Here is a 20,987-nt window from a genome sequence, read left to right on the forward strand (position 1 = left end):
TCCCTCCCCCTTGTGGGGAGGAAAACACGCGCTTTATTTTGAAAACGATCCCGGATCTTCGCTGCGCTTTGTCCGGGATGACACAAAGGTCGACGGAGCAGTCTTAAACCTGCCCCAGCACCCGCCCGAGCAAATCCCTCGCATAAGCCTCGTCCATCCGGCAGCCTTCCGCCAGCCACGCCTGTCGGGCCCGGGCGAGCAGTTCGCCGACCTTCGGCCCCTTGGGAACGCCGCCCTCGATCAAATCGGCGCCGCGCAGGGGAAAGACCGGAATCGGCTCGGCGCCACTGCGGAAGCGATCGAGCGCCTCATGAGCATCGGCATGGACAACGGGGAATGGCTCGCCAGCTGTGGCTGCCAGGACAATGCCGATGGTCTCGATGTCATGATCGGCTGCCAGACGGCGGACGGCCAATACATCGATAGGCAGAGCCCATGTCTTGAGCAGGCAGAGGAGCCGGGCATAAGCGGCGAGCTTCTTGTGCTCGTCGTTGGAGAGCCGCAGGCGCTCCCGCAAACGCTCCGTATCCTCCTCGACCATGACGGCGAGCGCTGCCAATCGCCAGATCGGGACGGGATTGCCCCTGTCAAATGCTGCCACCCGGCCGAACCGGCCGAACTCAGCTGCGCCACCCAGGAGCCATGTCAGGAATCCATAGTTGGCCAGGATACGGATCGTATCCTCTGCCCGCCGAGCGACGAGGAGCTTGAGAAGCTCGTGCCGGATCCGCTCTTTCGAGAGGATCATCAGGCCCTGCCGTTCGGCACCTGAGGCGGCGAGCCCGTCCGGATCCGGATCGGCGTCCGCATACTCCGCATGGAAGCGGAAGAAGCGCATGATCCGCAAATAATCCTCGCGGATGCGCGTGCGGGCGTCGCCGATGAACCGGACGCGCCGGACGGCGAGATCGGCCACGCCGTCGGTATAATCGTAGAGCTGTCCGTCGAGGCCGAGCGAGAGAGCATTGATGGTAAAATCGCGCCGCTTGGCATCGAACACGAAATCGCGGCCGAAATGCACGACTGCATAGCGTCCATCCGTCTCCACATCCTCGCGTAATGTCGTGATCTCAAAGGGTTCGCCAGCGACGATCACCGTGATCGTGCCATGCTCGATCCCGGTCGGCACGGCCTTGAAACCGGCCTTCTTCGCGCGTTCGATGATAGCCTCGGGTAGCATGGTGGTAGTGCAATCCACCTCGGTCACCGGCCGCCCGAGAAGAGCATTGCGCACGGCTCCGCCCACGATGCGCGTCTCCTCCGCATCGTCATTGAAGGCCTCCAGGAGACTGCGCAGCTCGGGGCGCTCAAGAAGGCTCGCCAGCGCCTGTCGGTCGAGGGTTTCCATCACTCGAAATGTCCTGGGACGACCCGTCCGTTTTCCACATGGGTCGGTACATAAGTGCCGGTCTGGCGCTCGGCCAAGAGGCCCGTCGCGATCAGCGAGACAATGACGAAACTCAAGCCTGCAATGGCAAGCCAGAGCGACTGATCGCTCCAATGCGACCAGATCAGGGGATTGCGGCGACGGACGACGAGATATGCGGCGAAGAGGACGAACGGCAGGAGGAACAGCACCAATCCCTGAACAACCGCACGCGTCATGAACCGTAGAGCCTCTCGTACAAATTGCGGATGATGCCCGCCGTCACCCCCCAGATGTAGCGCCCCTGATAGGGCATTGCATAGTAGCGGCGCACCCTCCCCTTCCACTCGCGCGAATGGAGTTCGTGGCGCGCAGGGTCCATGAGGAAGCTGAGTGGCACCTCGAACGTATCGGCGACCTCATCATGATTGAGGTTGAGGATGTAGGAAGGCGCGATCCGCGCCACTGCCGGGATGACGAGATAATTCGTGGTGGATAAATAAGCGTCGAGATAGCCGAGCGGACTGATGAAGCGGCTGTCGAGGCCGATCTCCTCCATTGCCTCGCGATAGGCCGCCGCCAGGACGGAAGCATCCTCCGGATCGACCCGACCGCCAGGAAAGGCGATCTGCCCGGAATGCTGGCGCAGATGGGCCGCGCGCTCGGTGAGGAGCAGCATCGGTTCCTCGCGCATGACGACGGGCACCAGCACCGCGGCTGGTTTCGGGGTCAAGGGATGGACGAGGGGCACATTGTCGAGGCTGTGATCGCCCCTCGGATTGGCCAGGGCTTCGTCCGGATGCGGAGGCTCGGGCCGCAGCCGCTCGGCCGCGAGCGTCAGAAAATCCGGTGCGTCGTGGGGTGCGAGCCGCATCAGGACGCGCCCAACTCGCTGACCGGAGCGATGGGGAAGAACAGACCGCTTGCCGTGATACCGAAGGTGGAAATGCCTTCCTCATCCTTTTCTTCACCCAGCGCGATCAGATCCAGCGCCAGAGCCCGCGTCACCCGCGCCCACAGCTCGCCCCGGACCTTCACGTAGGGTTTGACGCCGCCCTTGGCGTCCCGCTCGAAGCGTAAGGGGTGCTCGGCGCTCACCGGCACGAGATCGTCCACATTGGTGCGGAAGGCGATCTGGCGGCTCTCACCCTCCCCATCCACAGCCATTTCGACCGCAAGGAAAGGTGCATCCTCGACCGTGATCCCGACCCGCTCGACCGGCGTGACGAGTACGTAGCGCTCCGGATCCTTGCGCAGAACCGTCGAAAACAGCTTCACGAGAGCGGAGCGGTTGATGGGAGTACCCATGTAATGCCAGGTCCCGTCTGCCGCGATGCGCATGTCGATGTCGCCGCAATAGGCCGGGTTCCAGCACTCGACCGGCGGGGGACCTTTGCGCTTGACTTCAGTGCCGAGCGCCTCGGTCAGGCGGGCCAAGGCATTCCCGGAAATGGCGGGTGAGGGATCGGTCATGACGCAAGCGTGAACAGGATTTTGAACTTTATGGATCGACGAACGGCCATCGATTGTTACTTCCTAGAGCATAGAGTCCCCGGCGGTCCCGTCCACTCCATTCAGTTCTTTGCTGCGGCGCAACGACCCTTGCGCCTCGACACGGATCGAAGGCAGACTAGCTACCGGGGGCAGTTGCGAACGAGGAGAGTGACCTCATGACGGCCAGCATTGCTCAAGCGCCCACCGCCCTGGACGACGCGATCATCCGCAGCGCGGAGGCGACCCTTGAGACTGTCGGCCGTGCCCGCGAGGCCATTCACACGGTCATTTTCGGCCAGGAAGACGTGGTCGACCTGACCCTCATCACCCTTCTCGCCGGCGGCCATGGCCTTCTCGTCGGCGTCCCCGGCCTCGCCAAGACGAAGCTTGTGGAAACGCTGGGCATTGTGCTCGGGCTCGACGCCCGCCGCATCCAGTTCACGCCCGACCTGATGCCCTCCGACATTCTCGGCTCCGAAATCCTCGACGAAGGCGCCGATCGGCGCCGGTCCTTCCGCTTCGTGAAGGGCCCGGTCTTCGCGCAACTCCTGATGGCTGACGAAATCAACCGCGCGAGCCCTCGAACCCAGTCCGCCCTGCTCCAGGCCATGCAGGAGCATCACGTCTCCGTCGGCGGCGAGCGGCACGATCTGCCGCAGCCCTTCCATGTGCTCGCCACGCAGAACCCCATCGAGCAGGAGGGCACCTATCCCCTGCCCGAGGCCCAGCTTGACCGCTTCCTGCTCGAGATCGACGTCGGCTACCCGACCCGCGATGCCGAGCGGCGCATCCTGATCGAGACCACGGGTGCCGAGGAGCACAAGCCGCAGGCCGTCATGAATGCGGAAGCGCTCATGAACGCGCAGCGCCTTGTCCGCCGCCTGCCGGTCGGCGAAAGCGTGGTCGATGCGATCCTCGATCTCGTCCGCTCTGCCCGTCCGGAAGGCGACGGGGTCGATGGCGTGACCGACAAGATCCTGTGGGGGCCAGGCCCCCGCGCCAGCCAAGCCTTGATGCTGGCGGTGCGGGCCCGCGCGCTGATCGAGGGGCGTGTAGCCCCCTCCATCGCCGACGTGGTGGCGCTGGCCGAACCGGTGCTCAAGCACCGCATGGCGCTGACCTTCTCCGCCCGGGCGGATGGAGAAACAATCAAGAGCGTCGTCGGCCGGCTCACCGCACGGCTGGCAGGCTAGGATCTCCGTCATGGCCCGTGTCCGGGTCCTTCCCGAAAGTGCCCGCTCGCCGGGTCGCCGCGAAACCGAGAGCGCGCTCTCCCTGGCCAGCCGGATGCCGCACCTCGTGCTCGAGGCGCGGCGTGTCGCCGCGAACCTCGCCCACGGGATCCATGGCCGCCGGCGCGCCGGCACCGGGGAGACCTTCTGGCAGTTCCGACCCTTCGTCGCCGGAGAGGCCGCGCAGCGCATCGACTGGCGCCGCTCGGCCCGCGACGACCGGCTCTACGTGCGCGAGCGCGAATGGGAGACGGCCCAGACCGTCTGGTTCTGGCTCGACCGTTCCGCCTCCATGGGCTACGTCTCGGATCTCGCGCAGGCACCCAAGATCGAGCGCGCCATCGTGCTCGGTCTGGCGCTCGCCGACTGCTTCGTGGAAGCCGGAGAGCGGGTCGGCATGCTGGGTCTGATGCCGCCGCGCGCCACACGGCGGATTGCCGAGACCATGGCACAGACCTTGGTGGCGGACCGCACCTCGCTTGAAGAGGATCTGCCGCCACAGGCCCCCATCGCACCGCAACACGAAGCGATCCTGATCAGCGATTTCCTGTCGCCCGTCAGCGACATCACGGCCATGGTCGAAGCCATTTCGTCGCGCGGAGCGCGCGGGCACCTCGTAATGATCGTCGATCCTGTCGAGGAGACCTTCCCGTTCCAGGGTCAGGCGGTTCTGCACGATCTCGAGGACGGCCTTTCGCTCCGCATCGGCGATGCGATCTCCTGGGGGCAAGCCTATCGACTGCGGATCGAGCACCATCGGGAGGAACTTCAGCAACTCGCCCGCCGCCGTGGCTGGACGCTGACCATCCATCGGACCGACCGGCCGGCCAGTGAAGCGGCGCTGCGCATCATGACGCTCGTATCGACCTCTCGCGGCACAGCATTGGGAGGGCGATGAGCGATGCTGGGCCTTCCCCTCACCTTCGCTGTTCCGCTCGTCCTGACGGCCCTGGCAGCTCTGCCGGCGATCTGGCTGCTCCTGCGCATCACGCCGCCGCAGCCGAAGCGCGTGGACTTTCCACCTCTGAAGATCATGGCCGACCTGAGGCCAGAGGAGGAAACGCCTGCCCGTACACCCTGGTGGCTTCTTCTGCTGCGGCTGCTGCTCGCCGCCTTCCTCATCCTCGCAGCCGCGGGTCCGATCTGGAATCCGCTCGCGGAGGACAATAACCGTTCACCGCTTCTGATCATGCTCGACAACGGCTTTGCCTCCGCCCATGACTGGCGCGATCGCCTGAACCTCGCCACCGAGCGCATCGAGGCAGCGGGACGCGACGGACGCACCGTTGCTCTGGTTGCAACGGCGGAAGCTCCTGCCGCTATCGAACTCGCGAGCCCGGCCGCCGCGCTTGAGCGGCTGCGGACCTTAAAGCCTCTGCCGCATCTTCAGGACCGTCAGGCTCATCTCGATTCCATCAGGCGATTCATGGAATCCACGCCTGAGGTAAATATTGTCTGGATCAGCGACGGGGTGGCCGGCGTTGATGGACAGGGCTTCATCGACGGCTTAGCGCAAATGGCGAGCGGGCAGCGGATTACCGTCCTGAAAGCGGAACGTGCTCCGGCGCTCGCCGTTGCCGGTGTTGAGAATGCCAGCGGCCAACTCAACGTCAAACTGGTACGACCCGAACCAAACAGACGCGATGCCGGCACGGTGCGCGCGCTCGATCTGAGGAGCCTGCCGCTCGCCGACATGCGCTTCTCCTTCGATCAGAACGCCACCGAGACGAATGTCGCCTTCGATCTGCCGACCGAGATCCGCAACGCCATCGCCCGCATCGAGATCCTCGGCGAGGGCTCGGCTGGCGCAGTGCATCTTCTCGACGAGCGCGGCAAGCGCCGCCGCGTCGGCCTCGTCTTCGGCGGCACGTCCGATCAGGCTCAACCGCTTCTCTCGCCGCTCTATTATATCGAGCGCGCGCTCTCGCCTTATTCCGAAATCCGCAATGGCCGTGGCGCAGTCGCCGATGCAGTGAACCAGTTGATCGACGAACAGGTTTCCGTTCTCGTGCTCGCCGATGTGGGCGGCCTCGACCGCGAGACGCTCGGCAAAGTGACGGCCTTCGTCGAACAGGGCGGCATGCTGCTGCGCTTCGCCGGCTCCAGGTTGGCCGCCGGCAATGATGAACTCGTGCCCGTGCGCCTGCGCCGGGGCGGCCGCAGCCTCGGCGGCACGCTGTCCTGGGACACGCCGAAGACCTTCGCACCGTTCACCCGCGAAAGTCCCTATTTCGGCCTCACTGTTCCGGAGGAGATCGGCATCCGTCGCCAGATCCTCGCGGAGCCGGATGGCGACCTGCCGTCGAGAACCTGGGCATCGCTGGCCGATGGCACGCCCATCGTCACGGCGGACAAACGCGGCGACGGTATGATCGTGCTCTTCCACGTCACCGCCGACACCACCTGGTCGAACCTGCCCCTGTCGGGCCTCTTCGTCGACATGCTGCGCCGGACCACGGCTCTCGCCGGGGCGCCAGGCGACGTGAATGGGGAAGCGCGCAACGCGGAGAACGAGACGGTGGCCCCTCGATTGACCCTCGACGGCTATGGCATCTTCACCTCACCTCCGGCAAATGCCCGTGCTGTGCCGCGCAACTATGCCGAGCGTGCGACCGGGGAGCATCCGCCGGGCTTCTACGGCCCCGTGGATTCGAGCCTTGCGGTGAATGCGCTTCTGCCGGGCGACCGGCTGGCCCCACTCAATTATGCGCCGCTCAGTGCGCGGATCGCGCCGCTCGCCGGTGCACAGACCATCGATCTGCGCATGCCGCTCTTCATGCTCGCACTCGTGCTCCTGCTGATAGACACTCTCGTCTCGCTCTGGCTCGGCGGCCACCTGTCGAACCTTACCGGACGCCTGCGCCGCGCAGGCGCTGCGGCAGCCATCGTCCTTTGCGCGTCGCTCATCCTCAATCCGATCTCCGATACAAGCGCGCAGGAACGCCGGTCGTCCATGATGATGGAGAGCACCAATCCCGCTCTCGTGACGCGGCTGGCCTATGTTGTCACGGGAGACTCGCAGGTCGATGAGACGAGCAAGGCGGGACTGGCAGGACTAACGCAGGTGCTGAGCCAGCGGACCGCGCTTTCGCCCGGCGAGCCCATCGGCATCGATCTCTCGCGAGATGAAGTCGCGTTCTATCCGCTGATCTACTGGCCCATCGTCGCATCGCGGCCCATGCCGTCGGAGGCTGCGATCCGGCGCCTTGATGCCTTCATGAAAGGCGGCGGCACGGTGATCTTCGACACGCGCGATGCCTTCGGCAATCGCCCGGACGGTGCGCCCACCGCCGAGGGACAGTACCTTCGCCGGATGCTGGCAAGCCTCGACATTCCAGAACTCGAGCCCGTACCGACCGATCACGTGCTGACCAAGACCTTCTACATTCTCGACACCTTCCCCGGCCGCTATGCCACGGGACAGACCTGGGTCGAGGCTCTGCCACCCGCACCCGAGGGTGAAGCAAACCGTCCGGCCCGCTCGGGCGATGGCGTCTCGCCGATCATCATCACGTCCAACGATCTCGCCGCCGCTTGGGCTGTGGGCGCGCGGGGCGAATGGATCTATCCGGTCGTCGGCAGCGATCAACGCCAGCGGGAATTCTCGTATCGCAGCGGCGTCAATATCGTCATGTATGCGCTGACCGGCAACTACAAGGCCGATCAGGTGCACGTGCCGGCCCTGCTCGAACGCCTCGGGCAGTAAGGGGGAGGTCTCTTGCTTTCCGTCAGCTTCTCCCCCCTCATCCCGACTTATGCCCTCTGGGCCCTCGGTGCGGTTGTTGCTTTGCTAGCCGTCCTGGCGCTGATCTCCCGCGGGCCGGTCGCGATCCTGCGCGCCATCGCGCTCGGGCTTGTTCTGCTTGCTCTCGCCAATCCGGCGCTCGTGCAGGAGGATCGGGAGAAGGTGAAGGATATCGTGGCGGTTGTCATCGACCGCTCGACGTCGCAGACCCTGGGCGACCGCTCACCCATGACCGATCAGGTGCGAGCGGAACTTGAACGCCGCTTCGGTTCGCTGGCCGACGTGGATCCCCGCTTCATCGAGGCGGATGACGGCAACGGCGATGACGGCACGCGCCTGTTCGCCGCCCTCTCGAACGGCCTCGCCGATGTGCCGCCGGATCGGCTCGCCGGTGTTATCTTCGTCACCGACGGCGTAGTGCACGACATTCCGCCCTCCGTGGAAGGCCTCGGCTTCCGGGCACCGCTTCATGCGCTCATCACCGGCCGCCCCGATGAGCGCGACCGGCAGATCAAGCTGCTGGAGGCGCCCCGCTTCGGCATCGTCGGCAAGGATCAGACCATCCGCGCACAGATCATGGAGCGCGGCGGCACGGGGTCGGCTCTCGTCACCGTGCGCCGGGACGGCCAGGTCCTCACCCGCCAGCAGGTGCGGGCCGATACGCCCTTCTCGCTCGATGTGCGTATCGAGCATGGCGGCACCAACGTGGTCGAGCTCGAAGTGGAGGGCCTGCCGAACGAACTGACGCAGACCAACAATCGTGCCGTCGTTCCGATCGAAGGCATCCGCGAGAAGCTGCGCGTGCTGCTCGTCTCCGGCGAACCGCATGCGGGCGAGCGCACCTGGCGCAATCTTCTGAAATCCGACGCCAATGTGGACCTCGTCCATTTCACGATTCTTCGTCCGCCGGAGAAGCAGGACGGCACGCCGATCAACGAGCTCTCGCTGATCGCCTTCCCGACCCGTGAACTGTTCCAGCAGAAGATCAAGGAATTCGACCTGATCATCTTCGACCGCTATGCGAACCAGAGCATCCTGCCATCGAGCTATTTCGAGAACATCGTGCGCTATGTGCGCGAGGGCGGCGCGATCCTCGTGGCTGCCGGCCCTGAATTCGCAAGCTATGGCAGCCTCGCGCAAACGCGGCTTGCACCGATCATTCCGGGCCAACCCAACGGCAGCATCGTCGAGCAGCCCTATAAGGCTGAGATTACCGATACCGGCGACCGGCATCCCGTCACCCGCGACCTACCAGGCTCCGAGCAATCGCCGCCCGCCTGGGGCGAGTGGCTGCGTATCATCGGTTCGGTAGTGCAATCGGGCGACACCCTCATGTCGGGTGCAACCGATCTACCGCTTCTCGTGCTGCGCCGGGAGGACAAGGGCCGCGTCGCGCTGCTTCTTTCCGATCATGCCTGGCTCTGGGCCCGCGGCTATCAGGATGGCGGACCGCATCTTGACCTGCTGCGCCGCCTCGCCCATTGGCTCATGAAGGAACCGGCCCTCGAAGAGGAGGCGCTACGCGCAAGTGCGCAAGGACGCGATATCCGAATCGAGCGGCAGACCATGGCGGAGACAACCGATCCCGCGACCCTCATCGCGCCGAGCGGCGCGGAGAGCAGCGTGCCACTCACCGAGACGCGCCCCGGTCTCTTCACCGCGCAGGTGGCGAGCCGCGAGCTTGGATTGCACACGGTCCGTTCGGGCGACCTCATCACCTTCGTCAGCATCGGCCCGGCCAATCCGCGCGAGCTGATGGACGTGTTCAGCAATACCGAGGCCTTGAGTTCGATTGCCGAGGCGACGGGTGGATCGGTGCGGCGGGTCGCCATAGCGGGCGATCAGAGCATCACGGTGCCACGCATTCTCGCGGTGCATTCCGGCACACGCTTTTCCGGCGGCGACTGGATCGGCATCAAGCCAAGCGACAGCGCCATCGTGCGCGGCGTGTCCGTCTTCCCGATGGCGCTCGGCTTCGTCGGTCTGGTGCTGCTAATCGGCTCGACGCTCACTGCCTGGCTGATCGAAGGACGCCGCAGGGCCTGATCAGGAATTCTGGCCTGATCAGGAATCCTGCGGCAGCGGGCTCACCAGCCCCTTCGCGCCGGCCATCGCCCCCTCCGCCAGCTCCAGCGCCAGGAAGCGAGCAGGATTGACCGGCCCCGGAAGCTGCAGTTGCTGCGGCGGGATGCGCTTGAAGCCGAAGCGGCTGTAATAAGGCTCGTCACCCACGAGCAGCACCAGGGTGTGGCCTTTCGCCTTGGCGGCATCGAGCGAGCGCTGCATCAAGGCCGCGCCGATGCCACGGCTCTCGAAGGCGGGCTCCACGGTGAGCGGCCCCAGCATCAGGGCGGACACCTTGCCGGCCTTCACCGGCGTCAGGCGCACCGAGCCGACGAGCAGGGTGCCGACCAGGGCGGTGAACGACAGATCGAGCAGATGGGACGCCCCTTCCCTCAGGCGAGACGCAGTGCGGGCAAATCGGCCCGGGCCGAAAGCGCGCTCGTGCAGGCGCTCGATGGCCTCGGAATCGATGGGTTGTTCGGTGCGGATCAGGAGCGAGAGCTCGGTCATGAACGGACTCACGGCGAAGGACGAGAAACAAAAAATGGCGGCTGGACGTGATGTCAGCCGTGTCGTCGTCGCAGAATCCGGGTATTGCTCATGGGGCTCGGCGTTTACTTAATGGCTTAGGCCATAGCAGCGTCGGGAACGCGGCGCAAATGCTCTCTCACCAGTTCGCTGAGAGAGATTGCCCCTCGAGGATTTCGGCCAGGCGGTTGCGGGTGGCTGCCGTCGTCTCTTCCGGCAATCGGTCGAGTGGGAAGAAGCTTGCCTCGGCGATTTCCCTGTCCGGCTGTTTGACCTCCAGCACCGTGAAGCGCCGGATCACATAGACCAGCACGTGATCGCGCTGGGAGATCCTGTTGTTGAAGAAGATGCCGAAGAGATGAGGTGTCTCGTCGAGGGCGATGCAGGCTTCTTCCCGAAGTTCGCGATCAAGCGCATCCAGCGCCGTCTCCCCGGTCTCGACGCCGCCGCCCGGCAGATGCCAGCCGGCAACATAGGTGTGTCTGATGAGAAAGACCCGGTTCTGCTGGTCGAGAACGACTCCGCGAACACCCAGGGTCAGGCCGCGGGAGAAGCGCCAATAAGTATGGAGAGCCCGGGAGATGAGGCGCGGCGACCGGCGTGGCTGGGGGTCAGACATCGAACCACCCAATCAGAACAAGATTACCGGGCGATGAACGTGGCCATTCATGAAATGCATAGCTGTTCCCGCAATTTGGCGCGTGACCCGCATTATACGAAGGTCTAAGACAGCGCCAACCAAAGGTGCTCCAATGTTTCTCGCGCTGATCCTGTCCCGTCTCAACCGTTCCGCCCGCTTCTCCTGGTCCCCGGCCCTCAACCTCGAGGACCGCTCGATCTATTCGACCCTGATCCCGGGCGCGCAGTATTGAGTTTCGCGCCATCCTCCCTGCCCACACAGGGAGACTTGGCGGCAGCCCGCTTTCTTGTTTAGAATATTTCTAAACAGGAGCGGGTATGAAGTCTCTGTCTGAATTGTCCGAGCGCGAGGTTATCGCGCTCGCCATCGGCAACGAAGAGGAAGATTCGCGGATCTACCAGCATTTCGCGGATCGCCTCCGTGCCGATTTCCCCGCCTCGGCCGAGATCTTCGACGGCATGGCCGAGGAAGAGCGGGCCCATCGCAATTCCCTCTACGGCTTCTATCGCTCCCGTTTCGGCGAGCATCTGCCTCCCATCCGCCGGGAGGACGTGCGCGGCTTCCTGAAGCGCCGCGCCTTTTGGTGGAGCCCGCATCTCGACCTCAACCACATGCGCCGCGAGGCGGAGGTCATGGAGCTGCAGGCGGCAAATTTCTATGAAAAGGCCGCACAGCAGACCCTCGACGTCTCCGTGCGCGAATTGTTCACCCGCCTCGCGGAAGTCGAGCGCGGTCATGAGCGTAAGGCGAGCGAACTGTATGCCGCCCATCTGACCGAGAACGCCGAAGCCGCCGAGGAGCACGCCCGCCACAGGCTCTTCGTGCTGCAATATGTGCAGCCGGGTCTCGCCGGGCTCATCGACGGCTCGGTCTCGACCCTCGCACCCCTGTTTGCCGCGGCCTTCGCCACCCAGAACAACTGGGAGACCTTCCTGGTCGGGCTTGCGGCCTCCGTCGGCGCCGGCATCAGCATGGGCCTGACGGAAGCGCTCTCCGACGACGGCGAGATCACCGGCCGTGGTTCGCCCTGGCTGCGCGGCCTCGTCTGCGGCTTCATGACGGCGGCCGGCGGCATCGGCCATACCCTGCCTTATCTCGTGCCGAATTCCTGGCCCAATGCGTTCATTCTTGCGACCAGCATCGCGACGCTCGTGGTGGCGGTCGAGCTCGTCGCCATTTCATGGATCCGCACGCGATACATGGAGACGCCGTTCTGGCGCGCGACCTATCAGGTCATCGTCGGCGGCGTTCTGGTGCTTCTCGCCGGTATCTTCATCGGCAGCGCTTGACGGATCGGGCCACGCGCGCGAACTCTCGCTTCCCTCGCACCAATCCGGCCGCCATGTTCCGCATCGCTCATCTGACCGACCCCCATGTGGGCCCGCTTCCCCGGCCGCGCCTGAAGCAGCTTTTGAGCAAGCGCCTGACCGGCTGGTACAACTGGCACCGCAGCCGACAGGACCTGCACGACATGGAGCTCCTGGCTGAGCTCGTCGCCGACATCCATGCGCAAAAGCCCGACCACATCACCTGCACGGGCGACACCTGCAATATCGGCCTGCCAGACGAATGGAAGACATCCCGCGTTTTTCTCGAAGGTCTGGGCGACCCGTCTCGTGTCACCTTCGTGCCGGGCAATCACGACGCCTATGTTCGCGGGTCCCTCGAAGGCCTCATGCGGGAGATTGCGCCCTGGACTCGCGGCGACGACGGCCGTGAGGCCGTCTTCCCCTATCTGCGCCGCTACGGGCGCATCGCCATCATTGGCCTGTCATCGGCGATTCCGACCCTGCCCTTCGTGGCCTCGGGCCGGGTCGGCTCGAAGCAGTCGAAAGCCGTCGAGCAGATTCTCGGAGATCTCGGGCGCGATCCGGACTGTTTCCGCATCATCCTCATTCACCACCCGCCGCATGTCGGCGGGGCCGAGGCCGGGCGCAACCTCACCGATGCGCGCCGCTTCGAGAAGATGCTGGGCCGGGTCGGCGCCGAACTCGTACTCCATGGCCACAACCATGTCGGCTCGCTCGCCCATCTCGACGGTCCGCGCGGTCCCATTCCGGTCATCGGCGCACCTTCCGCATCGGCCCGCAGCGGGACGTTGACCCACAAGGCTGGCTATCACCTCTTCACCATCGACCGCGACGACACCGGCTTCCTCCTGACGGCAGAGCTGCGCGGCCTGAAGCCTGACGGTACAGTCGGCGGGATGGGCATGCTCTCGCTTGCACGCATTCGTCAGCCAAAAGAGAAGCTTTGAGCCTGCATTTCGGCCCAGCTTCTTGGGACGCAGAGATTATGACAAGGCTTCACCCACCACCTGAAATGAGCAACTTCACTGGAAACCGTTGTTTTGACTGGAATTGACGATCTATCTTCCTGATAGTTGCCATCCGTTTCACCCTTGACGGCAGCATATCCTTATCTCTTCTGGAACCGCTTAGATCGCCCTCCGTTGAAGGGGTGCAGCAGACATCCATGAGCTTGCAAGCCCGATTGGCTTCGCTTGGCGTTCTGCGCCCTCTGAAGACAGGAGTCATCCCATGAAAAAATATCTTTCCCTTGCGGCCTTGCTTGCATCCGTTTCGGCCGTCCCGGCCACTGCCCAGATCATGGACAGTCAGACCTATCGCAGGATGGCGGCTCAATCGGATGCCTTCGAGATCGCCTCGAGCCAGCTTGCCCTTGAGCGTTCGCGCAATCCTGCCGTGCGCCGCTACGCAGAAGACATGATCAAAGATCATGCCATGACCAGCCAGGCCCTCAATGGCGGCCGCCCGGTCTATACCGCGTCCGGTCAGTTCATCGGCGGCTCGCTCGGCGGCGGCCTGGCCGGTGCGGGCATCGGCGCCTTGGTGGGCGGCCCCGTAGGTGCAGCCGTCGGTGCCGGCGTCGGCGCAACCACGGGCGCAGCAGCCGGTGCTGCGGCGAGCGGAACTCCCGGCACGGCCGGCGGGACTGCGACCGGTGCCTTGGCTGGAGCCGGTGTCGGCGCCGTGGTCGGTGGGCCGGTAGGCGCAGCGGTTGGCGCGGGTGTCGGCGCGACCACGGGCGCTGCGGCGGGCCGTGCGGCCGATGTGCAATCGACCGGCTCGGTGACCCCGATCCGCCTCGGCATGCCGCTCAGCCCCGAGAAGACCGCTATGTTGAACCAACTTGCCGCCGCTTCAGGCCCGCAATTCGACCGACTCTATGGCCAGGCCCAGCGCGAGGCTCACCAGGAAGCTCTGGCTCTGCATTCGGGCTATGCCCAAGCCGGCAACGATCCGTCCCTGCGCCAGTTCGCAGCCTCGGTCGTGCCGCATATCGAGCAGCACGCGGCCGAAGCCCGTCGTCTTCCCGGCGGCGCGGCCCGCCGTTAAGCGGCAGCACAGAGACGAGGACTTTACGGCGGGCCACGGCCCGCCGTTTTCGTATTCGCCGAAAGCGGCTCTCGAACCTGACGGTGACGGCTTGTGGTGCTCCTCCCAATGTGTAGGAAGGAGCCATTCGAACCTTATTCGCCGACCTATCGCGAGCTTCCATGGCCTACGTCATTCCCGCACCTTCGATTCCCGCCCTCCCCGTCGCCGGCAGCACCGACCTGTTTCCGATCCGCCGCGTCTATTGCGTCGGCCGCAACTATGCGGCCCATGCGCGGGAGATGGGCGGCGATCCGACCCGCGAGCCGCCCTTCTTCTTCATGAAACCGGCGGATGCTCTCCAGCCTGTTCCGGAAGGTGAAACGGCGGATCATTCCTATCCGCCGAAGACCGGGAACTACCATTTCGAGATCGAGATGGTCGTGGCGCTGGCCAAGGGCGGCAAGGACATCCCCGTCGAGCGGGCCCTCGACCACGTCTTCGGCTATGCGGTCGGCCTCGACATGACCCGCCGCGACCTCCAGGACGAAGCCAAGCAGCTGCGCCGTCCCTGGGAACTGGGCAAGGCGGCGGATCACTCAGGCCCGGTTGGTCCGCTCCACCCTGCGTCAAAGATCGGCCATCCGGCGAGCGGGACCATCTCCCTGTCGGTGGATGGAACGACGAAGCAGAAGGCGGATCTGTTCGACATGATCTGGTCCGTCGCTGAGCAGATCGCCTATCTCTCCGCCTATTTCGAGCTTGCCCCGGGCGACGTGATCCTCTCCGGAACTCCGGACGGAGTGGGTGCAGTGACGCAAGGTCAGACCATGGTGGGCGCCATCGAGGGCCTCGGTGAGATCAGGCTGCGGGTTGTGTAAAGCCAGCCCGGCGACCTCTTGCCTTTTTGCTAAGTTTGGCTGTTACTGCGTCACGGCGCGGCCCGAACGGCCGCGGTTAAATCAGGCCTCAGCTGCAACCGGGGCCCACAAACAAGGGAACGACTATGAAATTCGTTAAGACCGTCGGCTTGGCTCTCCTCGGCTCGGCTCTCGCCATCGGCGGAGCGGCCGCCCAACAGAAGACGGTAAAGATCGCCACCGAGGGCGCCTATGCTCCGTGGAACTTCACAGGCGCGGGCGGCAAGCTCGAAGGCTTCGAGATCGACCTCGCCAACGATCTGTGCAAGCGTATGAACGTCACCTGCGAGATCGTGGCTCAGGACTGGGATGGCATCATCCCGGCGCTCACTGCCAAGAAATATGATGCCATCATGGCCGGCATGAGCATCACCGACGAGCGCAAGAAGACCATCGACTTCGCCGGTCCCTATGCCAACTCCCCGAACGGCTTCCTGGTGGCGAAGAGCTCGCCGCTCGCCAAGATGCCCGGCACGGGCCAGGCCTTCAATCTGTCGACTCAGCAGGCCGCCGCCGAGAAGGCGATCGCCGACCTGAAGCCGGTTCTGAAGGGCAAGACCATCGGCGTCCAGGGCTCGACCATCCACGCGAACTTCGCCGACAAGTACCTGAAGGGCACGGCCGAGATCCGCGAGTACAAGTCCACCGAGGCCCATGACCTCGATCTGGCCGCTGGCCGCATCGACGCCGTTCTGGCCGACTCGACCGCCATCATCGGCACCCTTGAGAAGCCCGAGTTCAAGGACTACACCCTGGTCGGCCCGTCCATCACCGGTGGCATGCTCGGCGCTGGCGTCGGCGTCGGCCTGCGCAAGGGCGAGACCGAGCTCAAGAAGAGCTTCGAGGACGCGATCCAGGCCGCGATCAAGGACGGCACGGTCAAGAAGCTGTCCGAGAAGTGGTTCAAGATCGATACCACCCCCCGTTCCTGATCCCGTAGGATCGGACATCCAAGGCGCGGCTTCGGCCGCGCCTTTTTTGTATCGATCCACCTCGATTGCGACCGAAATCGCCAGCTTGGGCGCTTTATTCAGCATGTTTAGGACTTGCGCCGGCTTGGCTTTTGAATGTTAGCTTCTGGGCGCGAGATGGAGGTCCATGAGGGCCTTCATCCGACAATAGGATCAGTCGAAGCTGACCAGAGGGATGACGATGAAACTCTTTAAAGTTCTGGGTCTTGGCCTCCTGGCCTCCACGCTCGCCATCGGCGGAGCGACGGCGCAGGAGAAGACCGTCAAGATTGCCACGGAAGGCGCCTATGCCCCGTGGAACTTCACGGGCGCGGGCGGCAAGCTCGAAGGTTTTGAGATCGATCTCGCCAACGACCTGTGCAAGCGCATGAACGTCAAGTGCGAGATTGTCGCTCAGGACTGGGACGGCATCATTCCGGCGCTTCAGGCGAAGAAGTACGATGCCATCATGGCCGGCATGAACATCACCGACAAGCGCCTCGAGACGATCAACTTCTCCCGTCCCTATGCCTCGGGCCTCCACGGCTGGGGCGTGATGAAGGACTCGCCCCTGGCGAAGCTCGCCGGCGAGGGCAAGCGGTTCAGCCTCGACAAGGATGCTGCCGCGTCGAAGGCGATGATCGAGGAATGGAAGCCGATCCTGAAGGGCAAGACCATCGGTGTCCAGGGCTCGACCGTGAACTCGCAATTCCTGGAAAAGTACCTCAAGGACACGATCACCATCCGTGAATACAAGACCACGGAGCAGCATGATCTCGACCTCTCCGCCGGTCGCGTCGATGCGATCTTCGCAGCCCATTCTTCGCTCAAGGCGACGACCGAAAAGCCGGAATTCAAGGACATGGTCATCGCCGGTGGTGGGGTGAGCGGCGATGTACTCGGGCGCGGCGTGGCCGTCGGCCTGCGCAAGGACGACGCCGAACTCAAGGCCATGTTCGACAAGGCCGTTCAGGCTGCGGTCGATGACGGGACCATTCCGAAGCTCACGCAGAAGTGGTTCAAGGTCGACATGACGCCGCAAAGCTGACAAGAGCGTCTCCCATCCAGCCTGGCGAGAGCTCGGGCCGGATGGGCGCCGGCATGGGCGGTACCGGATGTGACGGATGGCGGCCTCATCTTCGGTTTTTCCAAAGGTGAGCCTATTCAGGAAAGTTGAAGCGTGCAGCAGCTGAGCTATTTCGAGCTCGTCGGGTTCGGCCCCAACGGATGGGGATGGGCCCTTCTCACCGCGACGGGGATGACGATTGCCGTCGCCACATGCGGCTTCCTCGCGGGCTCCGTTGTCGGGACCCTGGTGGCCTGGGGGAAGATCGGAGGCAACCTGGTGATCCGGAGTCTCGCGGACGGTTACACCACCGTCCTGCGCGGCATTCCCGATCTTCTCGTGATCTATCTCTTCTATTTCGGCGGCAGCGCGGCGCTCGGCGCCATCGGCAGCCTGTTCGGGGCCGAGGGCTTCATCGGCGTGCCCGCGTTCGCGACCGGCGCCATGGCCATCGGCATCGTGTCGGGCGCCTATCAGGCCGAGGTCTTCCGCGGCGCCTATCAGGTCGTGAGCCGCGGCGAGATCGAGGCTGCCCGGTCGGTCGGCATGCATCGCTGGCTGATGTTCCGTCGCATCATCGCTCCGCAGGTCCTGCGCTATGCCATTCCGGGCCTCGGCAACACGTGGCAGCTGGTTCTGAAGGAATCGGCTCTGATCTCCGTGACGGGCCTCGTCGAACTGCTGCGCCAGTCGCACATCGCGGCGGGCTCCACGCGCCGCCCGTTCGACTTCTACATCACGGCGGCGGTTCTCTACCTGCTCATCACCTGGGTTTCGACCTACATGTTCCAGCGCGCGGAGACCCACTCGATGCGTGGCATGCGGAGGGCTTCCTGATGGATTTCGCCTTCATGCGCGACAGCTTCTTCACGCTCCTGGGTGGCGTGCCGCTGACGCTGAATCTCGCCTTCATGTCCGTCGTGCTCGGCGCCGTCTTCGCCATGCTCCTGGCGCTCATGCGCATGTCGAGGATCAAGGTACTCGACTGGCCGGCTCAGGCCTATGTCTTCGTGTTCCGCGGCACTCCGCTGCTCGTGCAGATCTTCCTGATCTATTACGGCCTAGGACAGTTTCGCCCGACGCTGCAGGAATGGGGTCTCTGGACATTTTTCCGCGAGCCCTATTGGTGCGCGGTGCTGGCGCTCACCCTCAACACCGCGGCCTATGCCAGCGAGATCATGCGCGGCGGCCTGCAATCCGTGCCTCACAATCAGGTCGAGGCGGCGCGGGCCTGCGGCATGTCGGGCTTCCTGCTCTTCCGCCGCATCGTCTTCCCGATCGCAGTTCGCCAAGCCCTCCCCGCTTACGGCAGCGAGATCATTCTCATGGTGAAGGCAACCTCGCTTGCCTCCATCATCACCATGATGGAAGTGACCGGACTTGCCGCGAAACTCATTTCGCAGACGTTCCGCGCGGTTGAAGTCTTCATCGTCGCGGGCCTGATCTACCTCATCCTCAACTTCATCATCACGCGCATCATCATGGCCATCGAATGGTGGCTCTCGCCTCATCTGCGCCGCCCCCCGGCCATCGAGCCGCGTCTGGAGGCCGCCCATGTCTAATGGAGTTGCATCCTTGTCGATCCAACCTGCCTCTGCCGAGGCTGCTCCCGCCGTCTCCGTCAACAATCTGCGCAAGAGCTTCGGCAATCTCGAGGTGCTCAAAGGCGTGTCGCTGAGCGCGAAGGAAGGCGACGTGATCTCGATCCTCGGCGCCTCCGGCTCTGGCAAGTCGACCATGCTCCGCTGCATCAACATGCTGGAAGTGCCGGATTCCGGCGAGATCCGCATCGGCGGTGAGACCATCGGCCTAAAGAAAGGCCGCAAGGGCATGGAGCCTGCAGACCAGCGTCAGGTCGACCGCATCCGCTCGCGCGTCGCCATGGTGTTCCAGAGCTTCAATCTCTGGTCTCACATGACGATCCTGGAGAACGTGATCGAAGCGCCCGTGCATGTGCAGAAGCGCCCAAAGGCCGAGTGCATCGCTGAGGCCGAGGAGCTGCTGAAAAAGGTCGGCATCGTCGACAAGCGCAATCAGTACCCTTCCCACCTTTCCGGCGGCCAGCAGCAGCGCGCAGCGATTGCGCGGGCGCTCGCCATGCATCCCAAGGTGATGCTGTTCGACGAACCGACCTCCGCACTCGATCCAGAGCTCGTCGGTGAGGTTCTGCGCGTCATGCGCTCGCTCGCCGAGGAAGGCCGCACCATGCTGGTAGTGACGCACGAAATGGGGTTTGCCCGCGACGTGTCGAACCGGGTCGTGTTCCTGCACAAGGGCGTGGTCGAAGAGGAAGGTCCGCCGGCGGCAGTGTTCGGCGCTCCGAAATCCGAGCGCTTCAAGCAGTTCATCTCAAGCCATCGGTAGAGCATCGATCATACGAGGATGGCGTCATTCCCGGCCGGAGCGTCAGCGAAGAGGAAGGGACTCCACTGATACGCTCAGCGCTATGGATCCCCTTCCCTCGCCTTCGGCTCGCCGGGGATGACACGCGCGTCGTTTGATTCACTTGAGCCAGATACATGAAGGGCGAAGCGGATGCCGCTTCGCTCTTTTCTCTTTATCGCTTTTCAATCCGCCGGATCGGATGCTGTCCTGATCGCGGCAGGAAAGGCCCCGGCGAGCGGGGATCGATCCGCGGCCCGCGCCAGTCGTCGACATAGGGCTCACGCCTCAATCCGCCGAGGAACAGGCCGAACACGGCCGGAACGGCGAGGATCACCAGCGAGACCACCCCCCAGACCACGACGATGGCACCAAGCCCGAGGCTTCGCAATGTCATCAGAGCCCAGGACAACCACTCGACTGTCTCGGGATGGCCGGTGACGATATCCGCATTGCGCGCTGCAATGCCACCGAAGAAATCGAGCAGACCGTAGGCACCCCAGGCGAACAGTGACCACACCGCAACGGCGATCCAGGCGAGAATCCAGAGGAGGCGTTTCATTAGCGCTCCTCCACCCGAACGACCGTTCCGTCGATCTCGCGCGGCCCGCGCCTGGGCGTGCCCAGATGCTCGTGAATGATCCGCAGATTGCGCTGATTGGCCTTGAAGAAGACGTCGAATACGTCGCCCGCGAACGGAATCGCGCCGATGGCCGTATCGACCGCGACATTGCCGATCATGCGCGCGATCTTCCAGCGCGGCAATCCGAGCTGACGGGCCTCCCAGATGATGTAGCTGGCGAGAGCCGCCGAAATCACATCGCCGACGCCCGGCACGAGGCCGAGCACGGCATCAAAGCCGACGCGCCGGTTCAGGCCGGGAATCAGCACGGCGCTGTCCAGCATTTTGGCGACGAGCGTGACGCGTGCGATCGCATCGACCTTGGTCGGGCCTGCGGTCTTGATAGCGTCGAAAACGGCGCTACGGGCAGTGTTCATTCCTGTCTCCGAGGGGCCAATCCCGATGATTGGCACAACGGTCTTTGATGTGTGAATTCAGACAAGGTTCTGCAAGATCGGAAGCTTGTTATGTCATAACTCACCCAAAATTTCCTCTCATAGGATTCCTTGCAAAATAAAGCTTTGCCAGCCGGGTACGATCCCCGATGGATTAGGTGTTCTTGCCTATGGTCAAGCTTACCTTAGGTAGCCATGCCTAACGTTGCGCACTCAACCGTCAGTTATTGAGCGACAAGCAGCGG

Annotated in this window: 21 protein-coding genes; 13 read left to right on the forward strand and 8 right to left on the reverse strand. The window is 64.0% G+C overall.

All coding sequences use genetic code 11. The annotated features are described in order from the left end of the window. Positions 1-103: 103 nt before the first annotated feature. From ACS5Q1_RS22645 to ACS5Q1_RS22660, 4 genes are read right to left on the reverse strand one after another with little or no spacing between them, the layout of a single operon-like run. Complete coding sequence (locus tag ACS5Q1_RS22645; protein ID WP_473100320.1) at positions 104-1,348, reverse strand: CCA tRNA nucleotidyltransferase; 1,245 nt, start codon at positions 1,346-1,348, stop codon at positions 104-106. Further along, a complete protein-coding gene (locus tag ACS5Q1_RS22650) occupies positions 1,348-1,605 on the reverse strand; it encodes a DUF6111 family protein (RefSeq protein ID WP_203442878.1) in 258 nt (85 codons plus the stop codon). The genes ACS5Q1_RS22645 and ACS5Q1_RS22650 overlap by 1 nt, the downstream gene beginning before the upstream one ends. Beyond that, the gene (locus ACS5Q1_RS22655) at positions 1,602-2,240 is read right to left on the reverse strand and encodes a CoA pyrophosphatase (RefSeq protein WP_473100292.1); all 639 of its coding nucleotides are present in this window, start codon (positions 2,238-2,240) and stop codon (positions 1,602-1,604) included. The genes ACS5Q1_RS22650 and ACS5Q1_RS22655 overlap by 4 nt, the downstream gene beginning before the upstream one ends. Beyond that, a complete protein-coding gene (locus ACS5Q1_RS22660) occupies positions 2,240-2,839 on the reverse strand; it encodes a DUF1285 domain-containing protein (RefSeq protein ID WP_473100293.1) in 600 nt (199 codons plus the stop codon). The genes ACS5Q1_RS22655 and ACS5Q1_RS22660 overlap by 1 nt, the downstream gene beginning before the upstream one ends. A gap of 197 nt (positions 2,840-3,036) precedes the next feature. Between ACS5Q1_RS22660 and ACS5Q1_RS22665 the strand changes: the two genes are divergently transcribed. Genes ACS5Q1_RS22665 through ACS5Q1_RS22680 form a run of 4 tightly spaced genes read left to right on the forward strand, consistent with a single transcriptional unit; the run spans position 3,037 to position 9,883 of the window. After that, on the forward strand, positions 3,037-4,053 hold the full coding sequence (locus ACS5Q1_RS22665; RefSeq protein WP_203442875.1) for an AAA family ATPase: 1,017 nt from the start codon (positions 3,037-3,039) through the stop codon (positions 4,051-4,053). Between the two features lie 10 nt (positions 4,054-4,063). Next, positions 4,064-4,990, forward strand: a complete 927-nt coding sequence (locus ACS5Q1_RS22670) for a DUF58 domain-containing protein (protein ID WP_473100294.1) — start codon at positions 4,064-4,066, stop codon at positions 4,988-4,990. 3 nt (positions 4,991-4,993) lie between these two features. Further along, entirely contained in the window at positions 4,994-7,798 is a 2,805-nt protein-coding gene (locus tag ACS5Q1_RS22675; protein WP_473100295.1) for a DUF4159 domain-containing protein, read from the forward strand. 12 nt (positions 7,799-7,810) lie between these two features. Next, positions 7,811-9,883, forward strand: coding sequence for a hypothetical protein (locus tag ACS5Q1_RS22680; RefSeq protein WP_473100296.1), 2,073 nt, complete (start codon positions 7,811-7,813; stop codon positions 9,881-9,883). Positions 9,884-9,901: 18 nt separating this feature from the next. Here the strand turns inward: ACS5Q1_RS22680 and ACS5Q1_RS22685 are convergent, their stop codons facing one another. Further along, positions 9,902-10,411, reverse strand: coding sequence for a GNAT family N-acetyltransferase (locus ACS5Q1_RS22685; RefSeq protein WP_203442871.1), 510 nt, complete (start codon positions 10,409-10,411; stop codon positions 9,902-9,904). A gap of 157 nt (positions 10,412-10,568) precedes the next feature. Next, on the reverse strand, positions 10,569-11,048 hold the full coding sequence (locus ACS5Q1_RS22690; protein WP_473100297.1) for an NUDIX domain-containing protein: 480 nt from the start codon (positions 11,046-11,048) through the stop codon (positions 10,569-10,571). Positions 11,049-11,386: 338 nt separating this feature from the next. On the opposite strand from ACS5Q1_RS22690, the gene mbfA reads away from it, so the two are divergent. The 9 genes from mbfA to ACS5Q1_RS22735 all read left to right on the forward strand — a co-directional run bounded on the left by mbfA (position 11,387) and on the right by ACS5Q1_RS22735 (position 19,707). Continuing rightward, positions 11,387-12,358 (forward strand): iron exporter MbfA, encoded by a 972-nt coding sequence (mbfA, locus tag ACS5Q1_RS22695; protein ID WP_473100298.1) that lies wholly within the window; start codon positions 11,387-11,389, stop codon positions 12,356-12,358. 53 nt (positions 12,359-12,411) lie between these two features. Next, positions 12,412-13,326: a metallophosphoesterase family protein gene (locus ACS5Q1_RS22700; RefSeq protein ID WP_473100299.1), complete on the forward strand. Its 915-nt coding sequence runs from the start codon at positions 12,412-12,414 to the stop codon at positions 13,324-13,326. A 283-nt stretch (positions 13,327-13,609) separates the two neighbouring features. Continuing rightward, positions 13,610-14,428: a DUF4142 domain-containing protein gene (locus tag ACS5Q1_RS22705; RefSeq protein ID WP_473100300.1), complete on the forward strand. Its 819-nt coding sequence runs from the start codon at positions 13,610-13,612 to the stop codon at positions 14,426-14,428. Between the two features lie 161 nt (positions 14,429-14,589). After that, positions 14,590-15,288, forward strand: a complete 699-nt coding sequence (locus ACS5Q1_RS22710) for a fumarylacetoacetate hydrolase family protein (protein ID WP_473100301.1) — start codon at positions 14,590-14,592, stop codon at positions 15,286-15,288. Between the two features lie 125 nt (positions 15,289-15,413). After that, a complete protein-coding gene (locus ACS5Q1_RS22715; RefSeq protein WP_473100302.1) occupies positions 15,414-16,259 on the forward strand; it encodes a lysine/arginine/ornithine ABC transporter substrate-binding protein in 846 nt (281 codons plus the stop codon). Positions 16,260-16,479: 220 nt separating this feature from the next. Next, a complete protein-coding gene (locus ACS5Q1_RS22720; protein ID WP_473100303.1) occupies positions 16,480-17,325 on the forward strand; it encodes a lysine/arginine/ornithine ABC transporter substrate-binding protein in 846 nt (281 codons plus the stop codon). 132 nt (positions 17,326-17,457) lie between these two features. Then, complete coding sequence (locus tag ACS5Q1_RS22725; RefSeq protein ID WP_473100304.1) at positions 17,458-18,180, forward strand: ABC transporter permease; 723 nt, start codon at positions 17,458-17,460, stop codon at positions 18,178-18,180. Then, on the forward strand, positions 18,180-18,905 hold the full coding sequence (locus ACS5Q1_RS22730; RefSeq protein WP_473100305.1) for an ABC transporter permease: 726 nt from the start codon (positions 18,180-18,182) through the stop codon (positions 18,903-18,905). The genes ACS5Q1_RS22725 and ACS5Q1_RS22730 overlap by 1 nt, the downstream gene beginning before the upstream one ends. Continuing rightward, on the forward strand, positions 18,898-19,707 hold the full coding sequence (locus ACS5Q1_RS22735; RefSeq protein WP_473100306.1) for an ABC transporter ATP-binding protein: 810 nt from the start codon (positions 18,898-18,900) through the stop codon (positions 19,705-19,707). Before ACS5Q1_RS22730 ends, ACS5Q1_RS22735 begins: the two co-directional genes overlap by 8 nt. A gap of 193 nt (positions 19,708-19,900) precedes the next feature. Here ACS5Q1_RS22735 and ACS5Q1_RS22740 read toward each other — a convergent pair whose 3' ends face one another. Then, on the reverse strand, positions 19,901-20,287 hold the full coding sequence (locus tag ACS5Q1_RS22740; protein WP_473100307.1) for a hypothetical protein: 387 nt from the start codon (positions 20,285-20,287) through the stop codon (positions 19,901-19,903). Next, entirely contained in the window at positions 20,287-20,724 is a 438-nt protein-coding gene (locus ACS5Q1_RS22745; RefSeq protein WP_473100308.1) for a DUF4112 domain-containing protein, read from the reverse strand. The genes ACS5Q1_RS22740 and ACS5Q1_RS22745 overlap by 1 nt, the downstream gene beginning before the upstream one ends. Positions 20,725-20,987 lie beyond the last annotated feature (263 nt).

This window comes from Microvirga sp. GN3 (genome assembly GCF_055792825.1).

Bases quoted from the DNA above. Each gene is read 5' to 3' on its own strand.
- ACS5Q1_RS22645 (WP_473100320.1), bottom strand. From the start codon at position 1,348: ATGGAAACCCTCGACCGACAGGCGCTGGCGAGCCTTCTTGAGCGCCCC.
- ACS5Q1_RS22650 (WP_203442878.1), bottom strand. From the start codon at position 1,605: ATGACGCGTGCGGTTGTTCAGGGATTGGTGCTGTTCCTCCTGCCGTTC.
- ACS5Q1_RS22655 (WP_473100292.1), bottom strand. From the start codon at position 2,240: ATGCGGCTCGCACCCCACGACGCACCGGATTTTCTGACGCTCGCGGCC.
- ACS5Q1_RS22660 (WP_473100293.1), bottom strand. From the start codon at position 2,839: ATGACCGATCCCTCACCCGCCATTTCCGGGAATGCCTTGGCCCGCCTG.
- ACS5Q1_RS22665 (WP_203442875.1), top strand. From the start codon at position 3,037: ATGACGGCCAGCATTGCTCAAGCGCCCACCGCCCTGGACGACGCGATC.
- ACS5Q1_RS22670 (WP_473100294.1), top strand. From the start codon at position 4,064: ATGGCCCGTGTCCGGGTCCTTCCCGAAAGTGCCCGCTCGCCGGGTCGC.
- ACS5Q1_RS22675 (WP_473100295.1), top strand. From the start codon at position 4,994: ATGCTGGGCCTTCCCCTCACCTTCGCTGTTCCGCTCGTCCTGACGGCC.
- ACS5Q1_RS22685 (WP_203442871.1), bottom strand. From the start codon at position 10,411: ATGACCGAGCTCTCGCTCCTGATCCGCACCGAACAACCCATCGATTCC.
- ACS5Q1_RS22690 (WP_473100297.1), bottom strand. From the start codon at position 11,048: ATGTCTGACCCCCAGCCACGCCGGTCGCCGCGCCTCATCTCCCGGGCT.
- mbfA (WP_473100298.1), top strand. From the start codon at position 11,387: ATGAAGTCTCTGTCTGAATTGTCCGAGCGCGAGGTTATCGCGCTCGCC.
- ACS5Q1_RS22700 (WP_473100299.1), top strand. From the start codon at position 12,412: ATGTTCCGCATCGCTCATCTGACCGACCCCCATGTGGGCCCGCTTCCC.
- ACS5Q1_RS22705 (WP_473100300.1), top strand. From the start codon at position 13,610: ATGAAAAAATATCTTTCCCTTGCGGCCTTGCTTGCATCCGTTTCGGCC.
- ACS5Q1_RS22710 (WP_473100301.1), top strand. From the start codon at position 14,590: ATGGCCTACGTCATTCCCGCACCTTCGATTCCCGCCCTCCCCGTCGCC.
- ACS5Q1_RS22715 (WP_473100302.1), top strand. From the start codon at position 15,414: ATGAAATTCGTTAAGACCGTCGGCTTGGCTCTCCTCGGCTCGGCTCTC.
- ACS5Q1_RS22720 (WP_473100303.1), top strand. From the start codon at position 16,480: ATGAAACTCTTTAAAGTTCTGGGTCTTGGCCTCCTGGCCTCCACGCTC.
- ACS5Q1_RS22730 (WP_473100305.1), top strand. From the start codon at position 18,180: ATGGATTTCGCCTTCATGCGCGACAGCTTCTTCACGCTCCTGGGTGGC.
- ACS5Q1_RS22735 (WP_473100306.1), top strand. From the start codon at position 18,898: ATGTCTAATGGAGTTGCATCCTTGTCGATCCAACCTGCCTCTGCCGAG.
- ACS5Q1_RS22740 (WP_473100307.1), bottom strand. From the start codon at position 20,287: ATGAAACGCCTCCTCTGGATTCTCGCCTGGATCGCCGTTGCGGTGTGG.
- ACS5Q1_RS22745 (WP_473100308.1), bottom strand. From the start codon at position 20,724: ATGAACACTGCCCGTAGCGCCGTTTTCGACGCTATCAAGACCGCAGGC.